This is a genomic window from Pseudomonas sp. FP603 (assembly GCF_030687415.1).
In the GTDB taxonomy this organism is placed as follows: Bacteria; Pseudomonadota; Gammaproteobacteria; order Pseudomonadales; family Pseudomonadaceae; genus Aquipseudomonas; species Aquipseudomonas wuhanensis.
Window position 1 is genome coordinate 1,834,893 of sequence record NZ_CP117431.1, and the last position, 19,075, is coordinate 1,853,967.

Sequence of the window (19,075 nt, forward strand, 5' to 3'; positions counted from 1 at the left end):
GCCGGATTAGTCCCAGATGACCTTAAGTGCATCTTTTCCACCCGTATGAGCAAACTGTTGCATCACCACCGAGCAGGAGTCGCAAGGCGCCATGGTGGTGGCCACTATGACGTTACTGCGAGTGGCGTCATCCGGATATTTATCTCGTATCACCTTGATCAGCTTGCTTTCGCTATCCAGAGAGGTAGGTCTGAGGGTCAACTCCGGTGTGTAAGTCGCCATGTTGTCTATGGTGCGAGGTATGGATTGCAATTGTCCCTGGACCTCTGTGCCGAGGGATGTCCTTGGGAAGGTGGTGCGATAGTCGATATTGAAGTAGGTGGTGTCACCCACCTTTACCTCTTTGGCGTTGGGATGCTTTGCAAAGAGTGGTAAGAATCGGGTGTCACCTCCGCCACCAGAGACGCTGACATAAACCTCGGTATTTCCCGGACGAGGCGTTATTTCTGCATAGGCAATGTTTCGGGGGCGATCCATGCTTTTGTGTTTTTTTACAATGGATTGAAGCTCCTTCATCGTATTGGATATTCTCAAGTCGCTCAGTTCATCCGCTTTGTAGAGTGGCTTGTCAAACAACGTGTTGAAGATTTCTGCGGTTCTGGTACGTAGTGCCGTTGGGGCTTCCTTACTGCGCGTCCAGGTTTTCGTCGATTCGGGGAACTGGCAGACGATCATGCGTGTTTTGTGATCGAACATGACTGCCTCACCCGGGGTAGTGGAAACTTTAACTTTCTTCAAATTATCAAACGGGGTGGTCGGCGTGCCAAGGGCGATGGAAAGTTCGTCCAGAGAGCGGACTGCTATATCCACTTTTTCCACTCCGTGGATTCTAGCCATATTGTTGGCTTGTAACGATCCGGTAAATACGGTGAAGAGCTCTTGATATAGCGGATCCTCCAGTAGTTGATGGGCGGGAATGCGCTGTAACCTATGTGAGCCGATGAGACTCTGCCCTTTAACGATTTCGGCGTAGTAATAGTCCGCAGCGCTGAGCTGGGTGAATAAATACTCTTTTTTTGCATCAATTTTCGATTCGATGATCAGTCCGCCGACTTGTCGCATGTCGTCATCAAGCCCCTCATACAATCCCCTGATTTTGAATCGTCCAAATATCCCCTTATGAAACTCGATAGTCACTTGGATACGTGCGTTTAAAGACAGTTTTTTACCGACACCAAATACAGATTTTGCGCCTCTGTAAAAATTTAATACTGAGCCCGACCCTGTATAGAGTTGGCCGTCCAGCGCCAATACGGGTACAGAACGACCTGGTTTGACCGGTGCAGGTGTATAGATCTTGTCGCCGAACCACTCGCAGTAGTACGGGCTGGGGTCGTAACTGCCTTGTTCCGGTGTGGGCGCCAACTCTCTATGAACGAAGCTATTACGGCAGACCGGATCTCCAAGGCCGCGCCGCACACGACAGGGTTGAGCCTTCAGTGTATTGCTGGCATCAATAACATCGACACGGCGCAATGCTACTTGGTCGAGTCGATAGGGAATCTTGTCGATGAGTAGGGTGGTGCGCCCATCCACTTCAAGTATCTTGTGCAGGTGGACGTGCTCCGGCAGATCAAACAGGATGTCAGTGTTCGTCTCTGCAAGGCTGGTGTAACTGGAACGGCCAATCGAAACTTCTCCAGCGCTTTCACTCAGTCGTGGCCCGTAAGGCTTACCCGACACAGGGTCGATAAGGTGATACGCCGATTTCCCGATCAAACCGGTGTTGCGTACAGGCACATCTTCGACTCCCCGCAATACTGTCAGTTGGTCATTTGACGCCAGAGGACGCCATCGGCCTGGATCAGTCACTTGTGGCATACCTTGTACAAAGTCGTATTGTCCTGCTCTACCGGCCCATGCCTTCAGGTTTAAGTAACCTCTTTTACTGAGTCTGAATACGCTTCGGCCTCCTGCTTTTAACAAGGACGGGACGCCATCGAGCGGGTTCAGGGTTGAAATAAGTAGCGTACCCGTGAGTTTTGCGAAGGAGGGGAGCGTGGTGCTAATACTCACTTTACCTGCCGTGGTGATTAGCTTCAGCGACCCTGATGCGAATTTCCCTACGGGAAGCGCGAATGAAACCAGATCAGCGAATATGCCAAACACGCCACGAGCCAACCGATCACGATCTCCTGATATCAGGTCGTCGACGCTACCCCAGAAGGGCACAAACATCTTGGCCACTTCAATTACTTTGTCACGCCTGGCGTCTTCACGGTCAAACCGGGTTTCACCATAGCAACTGTCGTAAAGTTTTTTTTCGTCAATAAAGAGCAGGTTGCTCGATATGAAATTAGTAATTGTAAAGGTGGTCGCCGATTCTAATGTTTGAGGGATGACGTCGTAGTCCTCCCTCTTACCTGATTCGCCAAGCGTGCTGCCAAGCTGATCCATGATGGCCTGGCATTCTGCGTTGGTGCCAGGAGGGGTTCCTTTTACGTGCGCATCCCAATCGAAAGGCAGGGTTTTGTGGCGTAGAACAGTCACGCTAACAGACGAACCCTTGCCGATTTTCCATTTTTCCAGCGTACTTCTTCCCCCGATATGGTGTGGTTGAATATCCGGTCGACGACGAATCACACCCGCCCGTGGCAGGAGTTCGTAGTAGTAAGTTCTGCCATCGCAGGTCGCTTCTAAAATGAAGCCATTGCGCGCCCGAAGGGGTAACGTTTTATTTTCGGATTCATTCTCTGCCTCAATCCCCGTGGTTGCTTTTCTTAGGGTGTATACCTTCACCGCGCCACATTCCAAGGCTTGGCGATCAGCCAAGGGAAGGGAGGCGAGCTGGTGGGTGATTAACGTCCGATAGGCACTTCTGGTGAAATCAAGGTAGATATTGAAGTGAGTTTTGAACGCCTTCTCAATATCTGGCAGTGTTCTGTTTTCATGAGGGTTTGAGGTAAAGCCGGACCAATCCAGATTAGTCTGCACCGTACGATCGTCATCGATTCTGACCCAGGCATCGGTTACGACTTTGCCGTCTGGCTCAGTGATGAGCCATTTTTTTTCTCCGGAGAGCTTTCCGGATGCATAGACATCAAGAAACGTATATGCATTAGGTGCGAGCCTGCCTACGGGGCCGCTAAACCGTATAGCGGGAGCGGTATAAGAGCTGGCCTCTTCGACGAGTTTCCTGCCGTCCATCACGAAGCGGCCGTCCCCGAACAGTTTTGCCATTTTAAGTTTGGCAATGTTCAGTCTCTCGGGTGGACGGAGATCGAGCCAGCTGACAGTGCTTTTTAAACTGTGGACCGTGGAATCAAGCTTTTTCGTAGCCTCTTCCACTTCCTGCATTGTGTAGTTTGCGTCGGCCTTGTAGGGAACCAGGCCGTTTGTGACTGCCCACTCCAACGTCGGTTTCAATCTTGTAAGGGTGATCAGTTTCAGATCTTCAGCCGTGGCTTCACTGGCGTGTTCGATAGGTAGATCGACCAGTTGCTGGAAACTCAGTCTTCGCAACAACATCGGGTTAATAGCGTTGGCAAGATAGACACCATGGACAAAGTTTACCCAAACGGTAGAGCTGCGGTAGGGCAGTTTGGGTGGGATATCGCGGATCTGAAATTCTGCTGGAAACAGCGGTTGATAAAGGCATGCAATCAAAACAGCTTCCTTCACTGATGAGGCGCGTTTTGAAGTGAGTAAATGCGACTCGAACTCGGTCTGGATCTCCTGGTAGCTTTTCCCCCAGTTGGATGGCTTTTGCCAAAGGTAGCCGGCTATACCGTCTGGATTTTCGTTATTAGGAGACGCGAGCCAGAGGCGAAGGGCTTTGACCAGCAACTTGATTCGTATCCCCGGAGCAGTATCTTCACCGGGCTTGCCGCCGAACCAGCCCAGGGCTTGCAATAGCTTGTTTGCCAGTTCCTGAGCTTTGGCCGATACCAGGATTTTTTCCAGGTATACCGAAGGTCTCGCACGGATTTGCATTGTCGTCAGGTTGTCAGGATCGGTATCGCCAAGGTACCTCACCAACGGTGTTCCCGGTGCAGGCAGGAATTGACGTACCGTGTTGATGATCTGTGTGTGGGTGATTGCGCGGACCCATTCGTCAATCGTGATCGGCAACGACGAGTGTGTTTTTTTCAAGAAGTTATAAGCTTTGCGCTCTTTTGAGGTTGGTGCGCGGCTCAACTCGTCGATGTCTATTCCGTTTCCAAGCTCCATTGAGTGGCGAGCGCGCTTGTCCTCCAATGCATGAATCGCGGCTTCGCGTTGTTCGGAGTTTTGCGGATCCCAGGGCGCAATACCGTAAAACAGGGTCATTCTTGCAAGAGTGAAGAGGTTGTCGAAGCGAATCTGTCCACCTAGCATTCGAGCGGCTTTTTCGATTTTCGCAAGCAAGTCGCTCAATACGGGTTGCTTGTTCAGTTCAAGCGGGACGGTTGTTTCCCTGTTCTGTGCGCGTGATTCATAGATGGCCTGCCCATCTTTCATAGTGACCGTCAAATAGCTGTATGACGCGTTCAGTGTTGTGCACAGTGTCCGATAGTCCTTGTCTTGAATCAGTGCCTGCAGCCAACGCTGCCCGATTTCATTTTCCAGGGCCATGGGAGAAAAAGATCGGGGTGTGATCTGCATGTCGGCAAGCTTGGCCAGCGGTGTTTCATTGTTTCGCATGAGCGATAGCAAAAAATCGTAGTCGTCCAGTAGGCCTTGATGTTTTTGCGCATGAGAGGGCGATTGGCTTTGTGACGAATCCGCTGAGGGGGTGGGGGAAACTGGTATTGATGGCATGTTGATGATCTCTGGTAATTAATGAGCGGTCCTCTGCGCGCCTGGATAAAGTGCAAGTCTGAGGAGGCCCATATCAAATCAGTCCAGAAAAATCAGTGGTGGTAGATATGTATGGCGTCCGGGAGCGTTGTAACTATCTGCCTTAGGTATTCAAGGGTGGGTTGCGCCAAAGAATCCTCTACCTCTTGCGAGGAACTGCTGCGGCTCCTAGTCTTGCGTGAGTGGTCGGTCTGGATGCTGATCGCCAGCGCCTATGCAAGGGATCTCATGAAGCAAAAAAGGACTCGCGCAACCCCTCGGCTGTTGGGCATCGTCTGGCCTTTTATCGCCGTCGTGTTATTTCAGGCTCTGTTGGGAGGCGTCAGTCTTTACGTTCTTGCAGCGGTTCGCGGCTACGTAGGCGGTGAGAGCCTGTGGTCCAAGGGCCAGAAAGACGCCATCTATTACCTCAATCTCTACGCCGACAGTCGTGACGAAACGATTTTTCTCAAATACCAGAACGCGATTGCGGTGCCTCAGGGTGGCCATGAATTGCGCCTGGCGCTGGATCATCAGCCGCCCAATATCGAGGCGGCGCGAACCGCGATCCTCAAGGGCGGCAACCACCCGGACGACGTCTCCAGCGTGATTTGGCTGTACCTCAATTTCCGGCACTTCAGCTACCTTGAAAAAGCCATCGAACTCTGGGCGGTCGGTGACGGGTATCTGGGGCAACTCGATGACGTCGCCCGGGAGATGCATCAGCGCTTTACTGAAAGCCAGGCCACCGATGCCGACGTAAAACGCTGGAAAGACCAGATTTTTGCCATCAATGATGGCGTGACGCCAGCCGCCAAAGCATTCAGTGATGCCTTGGGCGAAGGCTCGCGGGTAATTCTGCGGCTGCTGTTGGTGACGAACCTTGCCACTGCGCTGGGTTTGATTGTGTTGGCGCTGCTGCGCACTCAAAAACTGCTCAAGCAGCGCCATGCCTTCGCCGATGCCTTGCAGTTGGAGAAAGACCGGGCACAGATCACTCTGCAATCGATTGGCGATGGGGTGATCACCACGGACGTCGAGGGGGCGATCGCCTATATGAATCCGGCCGCCGAGGCCTTGACTCACTGGAAGGCCGAACAGGCGGCGGGGTTGCCATTGGCAGCACTGTTCAATCTGTTGGACGAGAACGCCCAGACCGATGGTTTTACTTTGATCGAGCACATTTTGAGCGGTCAGCTCGGCGGTGGCAGCGAGCATTCCAAACTGATCCAGCGTCTGGATGGCAGCACGGTTTCGGTCACTCTGGTCGGCGCGCCGATCCGCAACGTGGGCAAGGTCAGTGGCACCGTGCTGGTGCTGCACGACATGACTCAGGAGCGGCAGTACATCGCCAATCTGTCCTGGCAGGCGACCCATGACGCCCTGACCGGGTTGGCCAACCGCCGCGAATTCGAATATCGCCTCGAACAGGCCCTGCATTACCTGACGCGCCAGGCGGGGCGTCACGCCTTGATGTTCCTCGACCTGGATCAATTCAAACTGGTTAACGACACCTGCGGTCATGCGGCGGGCGACGAGCTGTTGCGGCATATCTGTGCGTTGTTGCAATCAGGTTTGCGCGAAGGCGACACCCTGGCCCGGTTGGGTGGCGACGAGTTCGGCATTCTGTTGGAAAACTGCGCGCCGGAAGCGGCCGAGAAAATCGCCGAAAGCCTGCGCCAGACGGTGCAGAACCTGCATTTTGTCTGGAAAGGCCGGCCGTTTGTGACCACCGTGAGCATCGGGCTGGTGCATGTAGCCCAGAGTCCGGCCACCCTCGAAGCTTCGCTGCGTGCCGCTGACATGGCTTGTTATATGGCCAAGGAAAAGGGCCGCAACCGGGTTCAGGTCTATCACGCCGACGACACGGAGCTGTCCTTGCGCTTTGGCGAGATGGCGTGGGTGCAGCGCCTGCACGTGGCGTTGGAAGAAGACCGCTTCTGCCTGTACGCCCAGGAAATCGCGCCCCTTGGTCCTGACGAGCAGGGTGGCGGGCATATTGAAATCCTGCTGCGCCTGCATGACGAAGCGGGGCGCATGATTCTGCCGGACAGTTTCATTCCCGCCGCCGAGCGTTACGGTTTGATGACGTCGATTGACCGTTGGGTGGTGGAAAACGTTTTCAAGGTGATTGCCCAGTGCATCGTTGAAGAGCGCGAAGGGCCGTTGGCCATGTGTGCGATAAATCTGTCAGGTATTACTATCGGAGATGAGGCGTTTCTGGACTTCCTTCGTGAACAGTTTGTTGCATATTCAATTCCACCTGAAATGATTTGTTTTGAAATTACAGAAACCAGTGCGATTGCAAACCTGGGCAGTGCAATTAGATTTATCAATGAACTCAAAGGTTTAGGTTGTCGTTTTTCGCTAGATGACTTTTGCGCCGGTATGTCTTCATTCGCTTACTTGAAACATTTACCTGTAGACTTCCTGAAGATCGACGGGAGTTTCGTAAAGGATATGCTGGACGACCCGATTAACCGCGCCATGGTCGAAGTGATCAATCACATCGGTCATGTCATGGGTAAGCGCACGATTGCCGAGTTCGTTGAAACACCTCAGATCGAGCAGGCATTGCTGGAGATCGGGGTGGATTACGCTCAAGGGTATGTGATTGAACGCCCGCATCTGTTTACCTGGGATAGTTTGCAAAGTCGTCCTGCCCGGCCCCGACCTTTGTTGTTCAAGGCGCCCGGCACGTTCCGTTGAAACTCTTGCTGATCTGAAAATCACAATCAAAAGGAGCGCGACAGTGATCGAGACATTCAACAGAATCGGACCACTCATGGAAGCTGCAAGTTACCCCGCCTGGGCTCAGCAACTGATCCAGGATTGCAACGAGAGCAAGCGCCGGGTTGTCGGACACGAACTGTATCAACGCATGCGAGATAACAAACTCAGCGCTAAAACCATGCGCCAGTACCTTATTGGTGGCTGGCCGGTGGTCGAACAGTTCGCTTTATACATGGCACAGAACCTGACAAAGACCCGTTTTGCACGCCACCCTGGCGAAGACATGGCGCGTCGCTGGCTGATGCGTAACATTCGCGTCGAATTGAACCATGCCGATTACTGGGTGCATTGGAGTCGTGCTCACGGTATCAGCCTGGAAGATCTGCAAGCCCAACAGGTGGCCCCTGAGCTTCACGCCTTGAGCCACTGGTGCTGGCACACCAGTTCGTCGGATTCGCTGATCGTGGCCATCGCCGCCACCAACTACGCCATCGAAGGGGCGACGGGGGAGTGGTCGGCCCTGGTTTGCTCCAATGGTGTCTATGCGGCAGCGTTCCCCGAGGAAGATCGCAAGCGGGCCATGAAGTGGTTGAAGATGCATGCCCAGTATGACGATGCCCATCCATGGGAAGCGCTGGAGATCATCTGCACCCTGGCGGGCATGAACCCGAGCAAAGCGCTGCAAGTGGAATTGCGCCAGGCTGTCTGCAAAAGTTACGACTACATGTACCTGTTCCTGGAACGTTGCATGCAGTTGGAACTGGCAGTGAAAACTCCGGTTGCCCGTGAGCGGATGGCGTTGGCCGAAAGCTGATCCCCTGAAAGCAACACAAACCAAATGTGGGAGCAACTGTCTTGATGTCTTTTATTTTGAAGTTTGATCAAAGGGCAGCCGAACTTCCACAGTCTCAAACCATGTGATTTCCCAAATGAGCAAGCAGTCTGTTTAGGCTGCCTGCTCTCTCCACTCAGTTTGGTCACGGATCATCGCGTTCAGCCTTATCAACAACACCCGCATGCAGGCGATCAGCGCCACTTTCGCGCATTTACCTCTCAGGCGAAGCGCGTCATATCGGGCTTTGAACTCGGGTTGTCGCAAAATCACAGCCCAACTGGCCATGTACATCGCACGTCGCACGGCAAATCGGCCACCGCTTATATGACGAGGCCCTTCGTGGTTGCCGCTGTCGTCGTTGTAAGGGGCGATCCCTGCCAGTGCTGCGATCTCGTGCCGTCCAACCTCTCCCAGCTCAGGCAGGTAGGCCATGATGCTGGCTGCGGTCACGAGCCCTAGTCCCTTAACCGAGCGCAAGCGGGCAATTTTTTCACTGTCCAGGTCTTTGGCGCTTTGGCAGATCAGCTGTTCTATCGACTTTATTGCCTGATCTAAATAGTCGATATGGCTTTGCAACAAGGGTTTTATCGAGTCGACAGAAGCCGTTTTGATACGCCGCCTGTCGTCACTTTGCTGCTGAACAAAGTTTTCGCGTTGCTGTACCAGCGCACGCAAATTGTCCTGTTCGGCGCTGGTGATACGGCTATCGGCGTCCTTTATAATCGTTGCAAATTCGGCGAGAAGCCGCGCATCTATCGCGTCTGTTTTAGCGCGATAACCCATTGCCTTGGCAAAATCTTTCGCCCGACGAGGATTGATTCGTAAGACGTCAAAGCCGCCCCTTTGAAGCACCTTCATGGGCCCCCGCTCGTAGCCACCGGTGGCTTCCAGTAACACGCGGGTGACTTCGAAGCCTTTTAACCAATCAATCAGCACCGGGAAACCACTGGCGCTGTTCGGAAAACTCGCACCAATGCCTTGCGAATTAATCCAGACTTCCAGACTGTCTTTGGAAACATCAATGCCTGCGCAGGAAAACATGGCTAAACCCTCTTACACTCATAGAAGCGCTCTGGTTGGGCTCCACGCTTGTAATGTTCGAGGTCGGCTCGTTCAACTGTTCGGGCTCAATAACCAGAGTGGAGAGGTGAATGGCAGCATGGGCTCCCACACGTGCTGCTAGCACTCCGGGCGTTCAGCTTGCCACTCACCGCTCTCATCTTCAGTCTAAGTCCTGCGCAAGACACAAGCGGGCTTGTGTGGCACAAGCCCGCTCCCACATGGATTATGCAGCGTTGCTGAAATATCAGCCCGCCATCGCCAGGCGGTTACGCCCCTCGCGCTTGGCCACATACAGCGCACTGTCGGCCCGTCGCAACAAACTTTCGGCAGACTCGCCGGGCAGCAGCGTCGAGCAACCGATGCTGACCGTCAGATCGATCATCTTGCCCTCGGCCTCATAGTCCTGAGCCTGCGCCGCAAACCGCAGTCGTTCACCGACCATGGCTGCAGCTTCCCGACTGGTGTTGGAAAGCAGAATCATGAATTCTTCGCCACCAAACCGGAACACCATGTCGACGTTGCGCAACTGGTTTTTGATCGAGGCTGCGACGGCCTTCAGTACTTCATCGCCGGCACTGTGCCCATAGGTGTCGTTGATGTGTTTGAAGTGATCGATGTCCAGCATCAGCAGCGACAGGGGCTGCGAGTGTCGCCGCGACATCTCGATTTCCCGTTCCAGCGTCTGATCCATGGCGATGCGGTTGCCGGTATCGGTCAACGGATCACGCAATGCACTTTGGGTCGCTGCTCGGTAGAGCAGGGCGTTTCGCATGGGGAAGAGCAGGGTCGATAGCAATGACTCCAGGTTGCCCTGTTCCTGTTCGCTGAAACGCTGATTGCGACGGAACACCAGCTCACCCAATTGCTCGCCTTCATGGCTAAGGCTGTAGCTGATTGAATGATGACCCCGTGCGCCGAATTGCAGGCGCAAGTCGCTGGGCTGATGTTCATAATTCAAGGCATCCAGCGGCACAAGGCGCTGAATTTCACGGAAGAAAAGTCCGAGAATGCGTTGCGGCTCAAGACTGGTTTGCAGTTGCAGGCCCAGCGCTTGGCGCAACTGCGCAAGACTGACGGGCCGCTCCAGGAGGGGAGGCTGCTGACCAAAGCCCAGGCGTTGCAATTTGGCACTGTCGAAGTCAATTGCGTTGGTCTGGGAAGGTGATTTCATATGGCGTGAGCCCCTAAGCAGTAAGGCTGTCTTACAGGCTGGGTGAGAGCGGCTTTGGGCTGCGCGTCATACTGGTCCATCAGTCCCGTAGGACATGTGGCACGAGTTTAATCCGCTTTGCCGAAGATTAGTAACCTCTCGGCCGAAGCTCCGCTTCTTCTGCTTTCACACGGCGTGTCTGAACAAAATTAGAGCGAAAGTCGTGCCATTCGGTTCAGTCGAATAAAAAGCTTTAAAAATCAAAATACTGGAAGGTTGTACGCGAGAAATTGCGCAGGGTTATGACATTTATTTGACTTGAAGCAGGGTGGTTACCACAGGGTTTGAGTGCCGCGGCGGGAAGCCGTCGCGGCAGAAAAGCGACGCACGGGCATTACTGAGCGTTGAATGCCTGGCCATTGATACCGGTACTGTCCGGACCCATCAGGTAAAGGTAGACCGGCATGATCTCCTCGGGTGTCGGGTTGTTCAGCGGGTTTTCACCGGGGTAGGCCTGAGCGCGCATGCTGGTGCGGGTAGCGCCGGGGTTGATGCTGTTGGAACGCACCGGTGCCACTGTATCTACTTCGTCGGCCAGGGTTTGCATCAAGCCTTCGGTAGCAAATTTGGAAACGCCGTAAGCGCCCCAGTACGCACGACCCTTGCGGCCGACGCTGCTGGAAGTGAACACCACTGAGGCGTCCTGAGACAGCTTGAGCAGTGGCAGCAGGGTGCTGGTGAGCATGAACATGGCGTTGACGTTGACGTGCATGACGCGCATGAAGTTCTCGCCGGACAACTGCTCGATCGGTGTCCGGGGACCGATGATCGACGCGTTGTGCAGCAAGCCATCGAGGTGGCCGAACTCGGTTTCGATCATTGCCGCCAGTTCATCGTACTGATGGGGCAGGGCGGTTTCCAGATTGAACGGGATCACAACCGGTTGTGGATGCCCGGCTGCTTCGATCTCGTCGTAGACCTGAGTCAGGTTGGCTTCGGTCTTGCCCAGCAACAGCACGGTGGCGCCGTGGGCGGCGTAGGTTTTTGCAGCAGCAGCGCCGATGCCACGGCCAGCGCCGGTGACCAGGATGACCCGATCCTTGAGCAATTCAGGGCGGGCGGAATAATCAAACATAAAAAACCTCACAAAAACAGAAGACAGATCGCGGCGCGGCCAATCGCGGGCAAGCCCGCTCCCACAGGATCCCGTTGTTGGGCAAAGAATGTGTGAACACTCTCAGTCCTTGTGGGAGCGGGCTTGCCCGCGAAGGCGTCATCATTCACGCCACATCCCCGGAGCTTGAAACCGGTTCTCAGCAGCCACAAAGGGCGCTATCAAGCACCTGACGCAACTCCAGCGGATGATCGACCACCACATCCGCGCCCCAATGCCGCGGGTTATCGTCCGGATGAATATAGCCATAGGTCACGGCAGCCGTTTTGGTGCCGGCATCGCGGCCGGATTCGATATCGCGCAGGTCATCGCCGACAAACAGCACACTGGCCGGGTCCAGGTCGAGCATCTTGCACGCCAGGATCAACGGCTCCGGATCCGGTTTGCTGTTCTTCACATGATCCGGGCAGATCAGCAGCGCCGAACGCTCGGCCAGCCCCAGTTGTTGCATGATCGGCTCGGCGAAACGCAGCGGTTTGTTGGTGACGACGCCCCAGATCAGGTTGGCCTTCTCGATGTCGGCCAGCAATTCGCCCATGCCGTCGAAGAGCTTGCTGTGAACCGCGCAACCTTTGACGTAGCGCTCCAGAAACTCCAGGCGCAGCTCCTCGAAACCCGGCGATTCCGGGTCCATCGAGAAAGTCACCGCGACCATCGCTTTGGCGCCGCCGGAGATCTCGTCACGGATGTGTTTGTCATTCATCGGCGGCAAACCACGATCCGCGCGCATCGCCTGGCAGATGGCGATGAAATCCGGCGCGGTGTCGAGCAGGGTGCCGTCCATGTCGAAAAGGACTGCTCTGATACGCATCGGCTTACTCCTCGCGCAGGGTCTGGATCATGTAGTTGACGTCGACATCCGCCGCCAGTTTGTAGTGCTTGGTCAGTGGATTGTAGGTCAGGCCGATGATGTCCTTGACGGTCAGGCCAGCCATGCGGCTCCAGGCGCCAAGCTCCGAGGGGCGGATGAATTTCTTGAAGTCGTGGGTGCCGCGCGGCAGCAACTTCATGATGTATTCGGCGCCGACGATGGCGAACAGATAGGCCTTCGGGTTGCGGTTGATGGTGGAGAAGAACACCTGGCCGCCCGGTTTGACCATTTTGAAACAGGCGCGGATCACCGACGACGGATCCGGCACGTGTTCAAGCATTTCCAGGCAAGTAACTACGTCGAACTGCTCGGGCATTTCTTCAGCCAGGGCTTCGGCGGTGATCTGCCGGTACTCGACGCTCACACCGGATTCCAGCTGATGCAGTTGAGCGACGGCCAGCGGCGCTTCGCCCATGTCGATACCCGTCACGGTCGCGCCGCGTTGAGCCATGGCTTCGCTGAGGATGCCGCCGCCGCAACCGACGTCGAGGACTTTCTTGCCGGCCAGATGGACGCGCTCGTCGATCCAGTTGACCCGCAGCGGGTTGATGTCGTGCAGCGGTTTGAACTCGCTTTCGCGGTCCCACCAGCGATGGGCCAGGGCTTCGAATTTGGCGATTTCGGCGTAGTCGACGTTGCTCATGGTGTCAGTCCTCTAAAACTTGAAAAATCCTGTTGCCCCGGTTTTGGTCCAGGGTGCTTACGATTCGGTGTGGCCGCTGATGCGCCTGCCCCAGGCCTTGGCAGTGGCACACAGCTGCGCCTCATCCAGGCGGGTCAGGCGACGGTCGTCGAGCAGTTGCTTGCCAGCGACCCAAAGGTGTTTCACGCAGTCGCGGCCAGTGGCATAGATCAGTTGCGAAACCGGGTCGTAGACCGGCTGCTGTGCCAGGCCCGACAGGTCGAACGCGACGATGTCCGCCGCTTTGCCGACTTCCAGCGAACCCGTCTCAGCTTCGATTCCCAGCGCGCGAGCGCCATTGAGCGTGGCCATGCGCAGCGCGCGATGGGCATCCAGCGCCGTGGCGGAGCCGGCGACGGCCTTCGCCAGCAACGCAGCGGTGCGGGTTTCGCCGAGCAGGTCGAGGTCACTATTGCTGGCCGCGCCATCGGTGCCGACCGCCACATTGACCCCGGCCTGCCACAAGCGCTCGACCGGGCAGAAACCGCTGGCCAGCTTCAGGTTCGACTCCGGGCAATGAATCACATGGGTGTTACTTTCTACCAGCAGCACCAGGTCTTCATCGCTGATCTGGGTCATGTGAACGGCCTGCAGGCGCGGCCCGAGCAGGCCCAGGCGGCCGAGGCGGGCCAGCGGGCGTTCGCCGCACTGCTCGACCGACTGCTGCACTTCGAAAGCGGTTTCATGGACGTGCATATGAATCGAGGCGTCCAGTTCTTCAGCGATCACCCGGATTTTTTCCAGGGTTTCGTCGCCCACGGTGTAGGGTGCATGGGGTCCAAAGGTGATTTTGATTCGCTCGTGATGCTTGAGATCGCCAAATAATTCAACACCCTGACGAATGGCTTCATCCGCCGAGCCGGCGCCTGGAATCGGGAAATCGAGGATCGGAATGGCGATCTGGGCGCGAATGCCGCTGTTATGGACGCGTTCGCTGGCAACCTTCGGGAAGAAATACATGTCGGAGAAACAGGTGATGCCGCCTTTGATCTGCTCGGCAATGGCCAGGTCAGTGCCGTCGCGTACGAAAGCCTCGTCGACCCACTTGGCTTCGGCCGGCCAGATGTGGCTTTCCAGCCAGGTCATCAGCGGCAGATCGTCGGCCAGCCCGCGGAACAGCGTCATTGCCGCATGCCCGTGGGCATTGATCAGGCCGGGGGCGAGCAACATGTCCGGCAATTCGCGGACTTCGGTTGCGTTAAACTTCAAGGCTGCTGCGCGCGGGCCGATAAATACGATGCGACCGTCGCGGATGCCCAAGGCATGCTCTTTAAGGACCACGCCAGCCGGTTCGACGGGTACCAGCCAGGTCGGCAGCAATAACAGGTCGAGCGCAGCGGTGGGGGTCGGCATCGAAAGTCGGTTCCAGTGCTTTTGTAAAGGATGGCGAAGTATACCCGAGCGTCTTCGCGGGGGGATCGCTATAATCGGCGGCTTTTGTTCATGAGTGCGGGGTATGTGGATGCGCGATCGACTGTTGGCTGCGGAGAAGGTGAAGGCCATCGATTGGCGTGATGGCGCCCTGTATCTGCTGGATCAGCGTATTTTGCCATTCGAGGAAACCTGGATCGCCTACACCAGCGCTGCGGGAGTGGCTGAGGCCATTCGCTCGATGGTGGTGCGCGGCGCGCCGGCCATTGGCATCAGCGCGGCGTATGCCATGGTGCTGTCAGCCCGCGCCCGAATTGCCGAGGGCGGTGACTGGCAGGCAGCGTGGGAAGAGGATTACGCGTTACTGGCCGATTCCCGTCCAACAGCGGTTAATCTGTTCTGGGCCTTGAGTCGCATGCGTGACCGCCTGGACCGCCTCAAGGAAGACGCAGACCCTCTGGCTGCGCTGGAAGTCGAAGCCATCGCCATCCATGAAAGTGATCGCGAAGCCAACCTGACCATGGCCCAACTGGGTGTCGATCTGATCCGCAAGCATCAGGGCAACGCCCAGGCGATCCTCACGCACTGCAACACCGGCGCACTGGCCACCGGCGGCTTTGGTACGGCGCTGGGGGTGATTCGCGGGGCTTTCATCGAAGGCATGGTCGAGCGCGTTTACGCCGACGAAACCCGGCCATGGTTGCAAGGTTCGCGATTGACCGCATGGGAATTGGCCAATGAAGGCATTCCCGTGACCCTCAATGCCGATTCCGCCGCTGCGCACATCATGAAAACCAAAGGTGTGACCTGGGTGATCGTCGGCGCCGACCGCATCACCGCCAATGGTGATGTGGCGAACAAGATCGGCACCTACCAACTGGCGGTCAACGCCATGCACCACGGCGTGCGTTTCATGGTGGTGGCGCCGAGTTCGACCATCGACATGAACCTGGCCAGTGGTGACGAGATCCCCATCGAAGAGCGCGACGGCCGCGAGTTGCTGGAAGTCGGCGGCAAGCGGGTCGGGGCGGATGTCGATGCGTTCAACCCGGTGTTCGATGTGACGCCTGCGGATTTGATCGACGCGATCGTTACTGAAAAAGGCATCGTCGAACGGCCTGATACCGCGAAAATGGCGCAGTTGATGTGCCGTAAGCGGTTGCATTAAAGGTATCCGGCGCCTGATAAATCGCCTTCGCGGGCAAGCCCGCTCCCACAGGAATCTGTGTCGAACCGAAAATCACTAGGCAGGCAGCGATCCCTGTGGGAGCGGGCTTGCCCGCGATTAGGCCCTGAAAATCAATGAAGCAAGCCGAATCTGCCCTGAATTCTCCATTCAACACGGCTCTAAGCCCCTCTCGTCCCCTTCAAGCCTGTCACCGGTCAACTAACTATGCTCCATGCGCATCTGGGGGATAGGTGCGTGGCGGCTCTTGTGATAACATCCGGCGGTTTCCAGGGTAGCCTGATGTGGCTGCCTTTACTGCGCAGATCCATGGCATAACTCGTTGATTTGTCGTAAGTCGGTGCATGGCACTCAGTCTGCATCGGCGAGCTTCGTTCGTCCCATATGGATGTGACGAAGTTTCACCAGAAAAAGGAATCAGGCTTCTCATGGGCGAACTGGCCAAAGAAATCCTCCCGGTCAATATCGAAGACGAGCTGAAGCAGTCCTACCTCGACTACGCAATGAGCGTGATTGTCGGGCGGGCACTGCCGGATGCGCGCGATGGCTTGAAGCCCGTGCACCGGCGTGTGCTGTTCGCGATGAGCGAGCTGGGCAACGACTTCAACAAGCCGTACAAGAAATCTGCCCGTGTTGTCGGTGACGTGATCGGTAAGTATCACCCTCACGGTGATACCGCGGTGTACGACACCATCGTTCGGATGGCGCAGCCATTCTCGCTGCGTTACCTGTTGGTAGACGGTCAGGGCAACTTCGGTTCGGTGGACGGCGACAACGCCGCGGCCATGCGATACACCGAAGTGCGCATGACCAAGCTGGCGCACGAGCTGCTGGCTGACCTGCACAAAGAAACCGTGGACTGGGTGCCGAACTATGACGGCACCGAAATGATCCCGGCGGTCATGCCGACCCGTATTCCCAACCTGCTGGTCAACGGTTCCAGCGGTATCGCCGTGGGCATGGCGACCAACATTCCGCCGCACAACCTCGGTGAAGTCATCGACGGTTGCCTGGCACTCATCGACAACCCGGAACTGACCGTCGATGAATTGATGCAATACATCCCCGGTCCGGACTTCCCGACCGCCGCGATCATCAACGGTCGCGCCGGCATCATCGAAGCCTACCGCACCGGTCGCGGACGCATTTACATGCGTGCCCGCTCGATGATCGAAGACATCGACAAGGTCGGTGGTCGTCAGCAGATCGTCATCACCGAACTTCCTTACCAGCTGAACAAGGCCCGTCTGATCGAGAAGATCGCCGAGCTGGTAAAAGAGAAGAAGCTCGAGGGCATCACCGAGCTGCGCGACGAGTCCGACAAGGACGGTATGCGCGTCGTGATCGAATTGCGTCGCGGTGAAGTGCCTGAGGTGATCCTCAACAACCTCTACGCCCAGACCCAGCTGCAAGCGGTGTTCGGTATCAACATCGTCGCGCTGATCGACGGCCGTCCGCGGATCCTGAACCTCAAGGACCTGCTGGAAGCGTTCGTTCGTCACCGTCGCGAAGTGGTTACCCGCCGTACCGTGTTCGAACTGCGTAAGGCGCGCGAACGTGGTCATATTCTGGAAGGTCAAGCGGTTGCCCTGTCGAACATCGACCCGGTCATCGCCCTGATCAAGGCTTCCCCAACACCGTCGGAAGCCAAGGAAGCGCTGATCAGCACGGCCTGGGAATCTTCCGCCGTGGTCGCGATGGTTGAACGTGCCGGTGCCGATTCTTGCCGTCCAGAGACCCTGGACCCGCAATACGGTCTGCGTGAAGGCAAGTACTTCCTGTCGCCAGAGCAGGCGCAAGCCATTCTGGAACTGCGCCTGCACCGTCTGACCGGTCTGGAACACGAAAAGCTGCTGGCCGAATATCAAGAGATCCTCAACCAGATCGGCGAGCTGATCCGCATCCTCAGCAGCGCCACGCGCCTGATGGAAGTGATCCGCGAAGAGCTGGAAGTGATCCGCGCCGAGTACGGCGATGTGCGTCGCACCGAGATTCTCGATGCCCGTCTCGACCTGACCCTGGGCGACATGATCCCGGAAGAAGAGCGCGTCGTGACCATCTCCCACGGTGGCTACGCCAAGACCCAGCCTTTGGCTGCGTACCAGGCTCAGCGTCGTGGCGGTAAAGGCAAATCGGCTACCGGCGTCAAGGATGAGGACTACATCGCTCACCTGCTGGTCGCCAACAGCCACACCACGCTGCTGCTGTTCTCCAGCAAAGGTAAAGTGTACTGGCTGAAAACCTACGAAATTCCGGAAGCGTCCCGTGCTGCCCGTGGTCGTCCGCTGGTCAACCTGCTGCCGCTGGACAGTGATGAATACATCACCACCATGCTGCCGGTCGAGGAATACACCGAAGGTCACTTCATCTTCATGGCCACTGCTAAAGGCACCGTGAAGAAGACCCCGCTGGAATCCTTCAGCCGTCAACGCAGCGTTGGCCTGATCGCGCTGGAGCTGGACGAAGGTGACGTACTGATCTCTGCCGCCATTACCGATGGCGAGCGCGAAGTCATGCTGTTCTCCGACGGCGGCAAGGTCACTCGCTTCAAGGAAACCGACGTTCGCGCCATGGGCCGTACCGCTCGCGGTGTCCGCGGTATGCGTCTGCCGGAAGGCCAGAAGCTGATTTCCATGCTGATCCCGGAAGAAGGCAGCCAGATCCTCACCGCTTCGGCGCGTGGTTTCGGCAAGCGCACCGCGATCACCGAGTTCCCTGAGTACAAGCGTGGCGGTCAGGGCGTTATCGCCATGGTCAGCAACGACCGTAACGGCCGTCTGGTCGGCGCGGTCCAGGTGCTTGACGGCGAGGAAATCATGCTGATTTCCGACCAGGGTACTTTGGTTCGTACCCGTGTCGACGAAGTGTCCAGCCTGGGTCGTAACACCCAGGGCGTGACCCTGATCAAGCTGGCCAGCGATGAAACACTGGTGGGCCTGGAGCGGGTTCAGGAGCCGTCGGAAGTCGAAGGCGAGGAGCTGGAAGGCGAAGGTCTTGAAGGTGAAGAGGGTGCAGTGTTCGACGGTGAGGTCGTGATCGACGACGTTGCCGAAGACCAGCAACTCGACGCCGCCGCTGACGAAGAGCCGCAAGAGTAAGCGGGCAAGCAGGGGGCGGATGAAGATTCGCCCCCTTGTTGTTTGTCCCGGTTGAAAATATCGACACCCACGAAGATCCTGTGTGGAAGGGCTTTTGTGGGAGCCGGGCTTGCCCGCGATGCAGGCGCTGCGGTGTTTCTTGCACACCGCGGTGA

General features: G+C 56.5%; 11 protein-coding genes. 4 read left to right on the forward strand and 7 right to left on the reverse strand.

Annotation, left to right across the window (positions count from 1 at the left end):
* Window positions 1–6: 6 nt before the first annotated feature.
* Window positions 7–4,740: a hypothetical protein gene (locus PSH65_RS08455; protein WP_305425792.1), complete on the reverse strand. Its 4,734-nt coding sequence runs from the start codon at window positions 4,738–4,740 to the stop codon at window positions 7–9.
* Between the two features lie 267 nt (window positions 4,741–5,007).
* On the opposite strand from PSH65_RS08455, the gene PSH65_RS08460 reads away from it, so the two are divergent.
* A complete protein-coding gene (locus PSH65_RS08460; RefSeq protein WP_305425794.1) occupies window positions 5,008–7,467 on the forward strand; it encodes an EAL domain-containing protein in 2,460 nt (819 codons plus the stop codon).
* 43 nt (window positions 7,468–7,510) lie between these two features.
* A complete protein-coding gene (locus PSH65_RS08465; protein ID WP_305425796.1) occupies window positions 7,511–8,305 on the forward strand; it encodes a TenA family transcriptional regulator in 795 nt (264 codons plus the stop codon).
* Window positions 8,306–8,437: 132 nt separating this feature from the next.
* On the opposite strand, the gene PSH65_RS08470 is transcribed toward PSH65_RS08465, so the two are convergent.
* From PSH65_RS08470 to PSH65_RS08495, 6 genes are all read right to left on the reverse strand, one after another.
* Window positions 8,438–9,367, reverse strand: coding sequence for a transposase (locus PSH65_RS08470; RefSeq protein WP_305421584.1), 930 nt, complete (start codon window positions 9,365–9,367; stop codon window positions 8,438–8,440).
* Window positions 9,368–9,632: 265 nt separating this feature from the next.
* Window positions 9,633–10,559 carry a GGDEF domain-containing protein gene (locus tag PSH65_RS08475; RefSeq protein ID WP_305425797.1) on the reverse strand — a complete coding sequence of 309 codons (927 nt, stop codon included), beginning with the start codon at window positions 10,557–10,559 and terminating at the stop codon, window positions 9,633–9,635.
* 373 nt (window positions 10,560–10,932) lie between these two features.
* Window positions 10,933–11,673, reverse strand: a complete 741-nt coding sequence (locus tag PSH65_RS08480; RefSeq protein WP_223483726.1) for a YciK family oxidoreductase — start codon at window positions 11,671–11,673, stop codon at window positions 10,933–10,935.
* 178 nt (window positions 11,674–11,851) lie between these two features.
* Window positions 11,852–12,523 (reverse strand): N-acetylmuramic acid 6-phosphate phosphatase MupP, encoded by a 672-nt coding sequence (mupP, locus tag PSH65_RS08485; RefSeq protein ID WP_305425798.1) that lies wholly within the window; start codon window positions 12,521–12,523, stop codon window positions 11,852–11,854.
* A gap of 4 nt (window positions 12,524–12,527) precedes the next feature.
* Window positions 12,528–13,226, reverse strand: a complete 699-nt coding sequence (ubiG, locus tag PSH65_RS08490; protein WP_305425799.1) for a bifunctional 2-polyprenyl-6-hydroxyphenol methylase/3-demethylubiquinol 3-O-methyltransferase UbiG — start codon at window positions 13,224–13,226, stop codon at window positions 12,528–12,530.
* Between the two features lie 57 nt (window positions 13,227–13,283).
* Window positions 13,284–14,618 (reverse strand): TRZ/ATZ family hydrolase, encoded by a 1,335-nt coding sequence (locus PSH65_RS08495; RefSeq protein WP_305425800.1) that lies wholly within the window; start codon window positions 14,616–14,618, stop codon window positions 13,284–13,286.
* 109 nt (window positions 14,619–14,727) lie between these two features.
* On the opposite strand from PSH65_RS08495, the gene mtnA reads away from it, so the two are divergent.
* Both mtnA and gyrA read left to right on the forward strand, forming a co-directional pair.
* A complete protein-coding gene (mtnA, locus tag PSH65_RS08500; protein ID WP_305425801.1) occupies window positions 14,728–15,804 on the forward strand; it encodes an S-methyl-5-thioribose-1-phosphate isomerase in 1,077 nt (358 codons plus the stop codon).
* A gap of 446 nt (window positions 15,805–16,250) precedes the next feature.
* A complete protein-coding gene (gene gyrA / locus PSH65_RS08505) occupies window positions 16,251–18,920 on the forward strand; it encodes a DNA gyrase subunit A (RefSeq protein ID WP_008005952.1) in 2,670 nt (889 codons plus the stop codon).
* Window positions 18,921–19,075 lie beyond the last annotated feature (155 nt).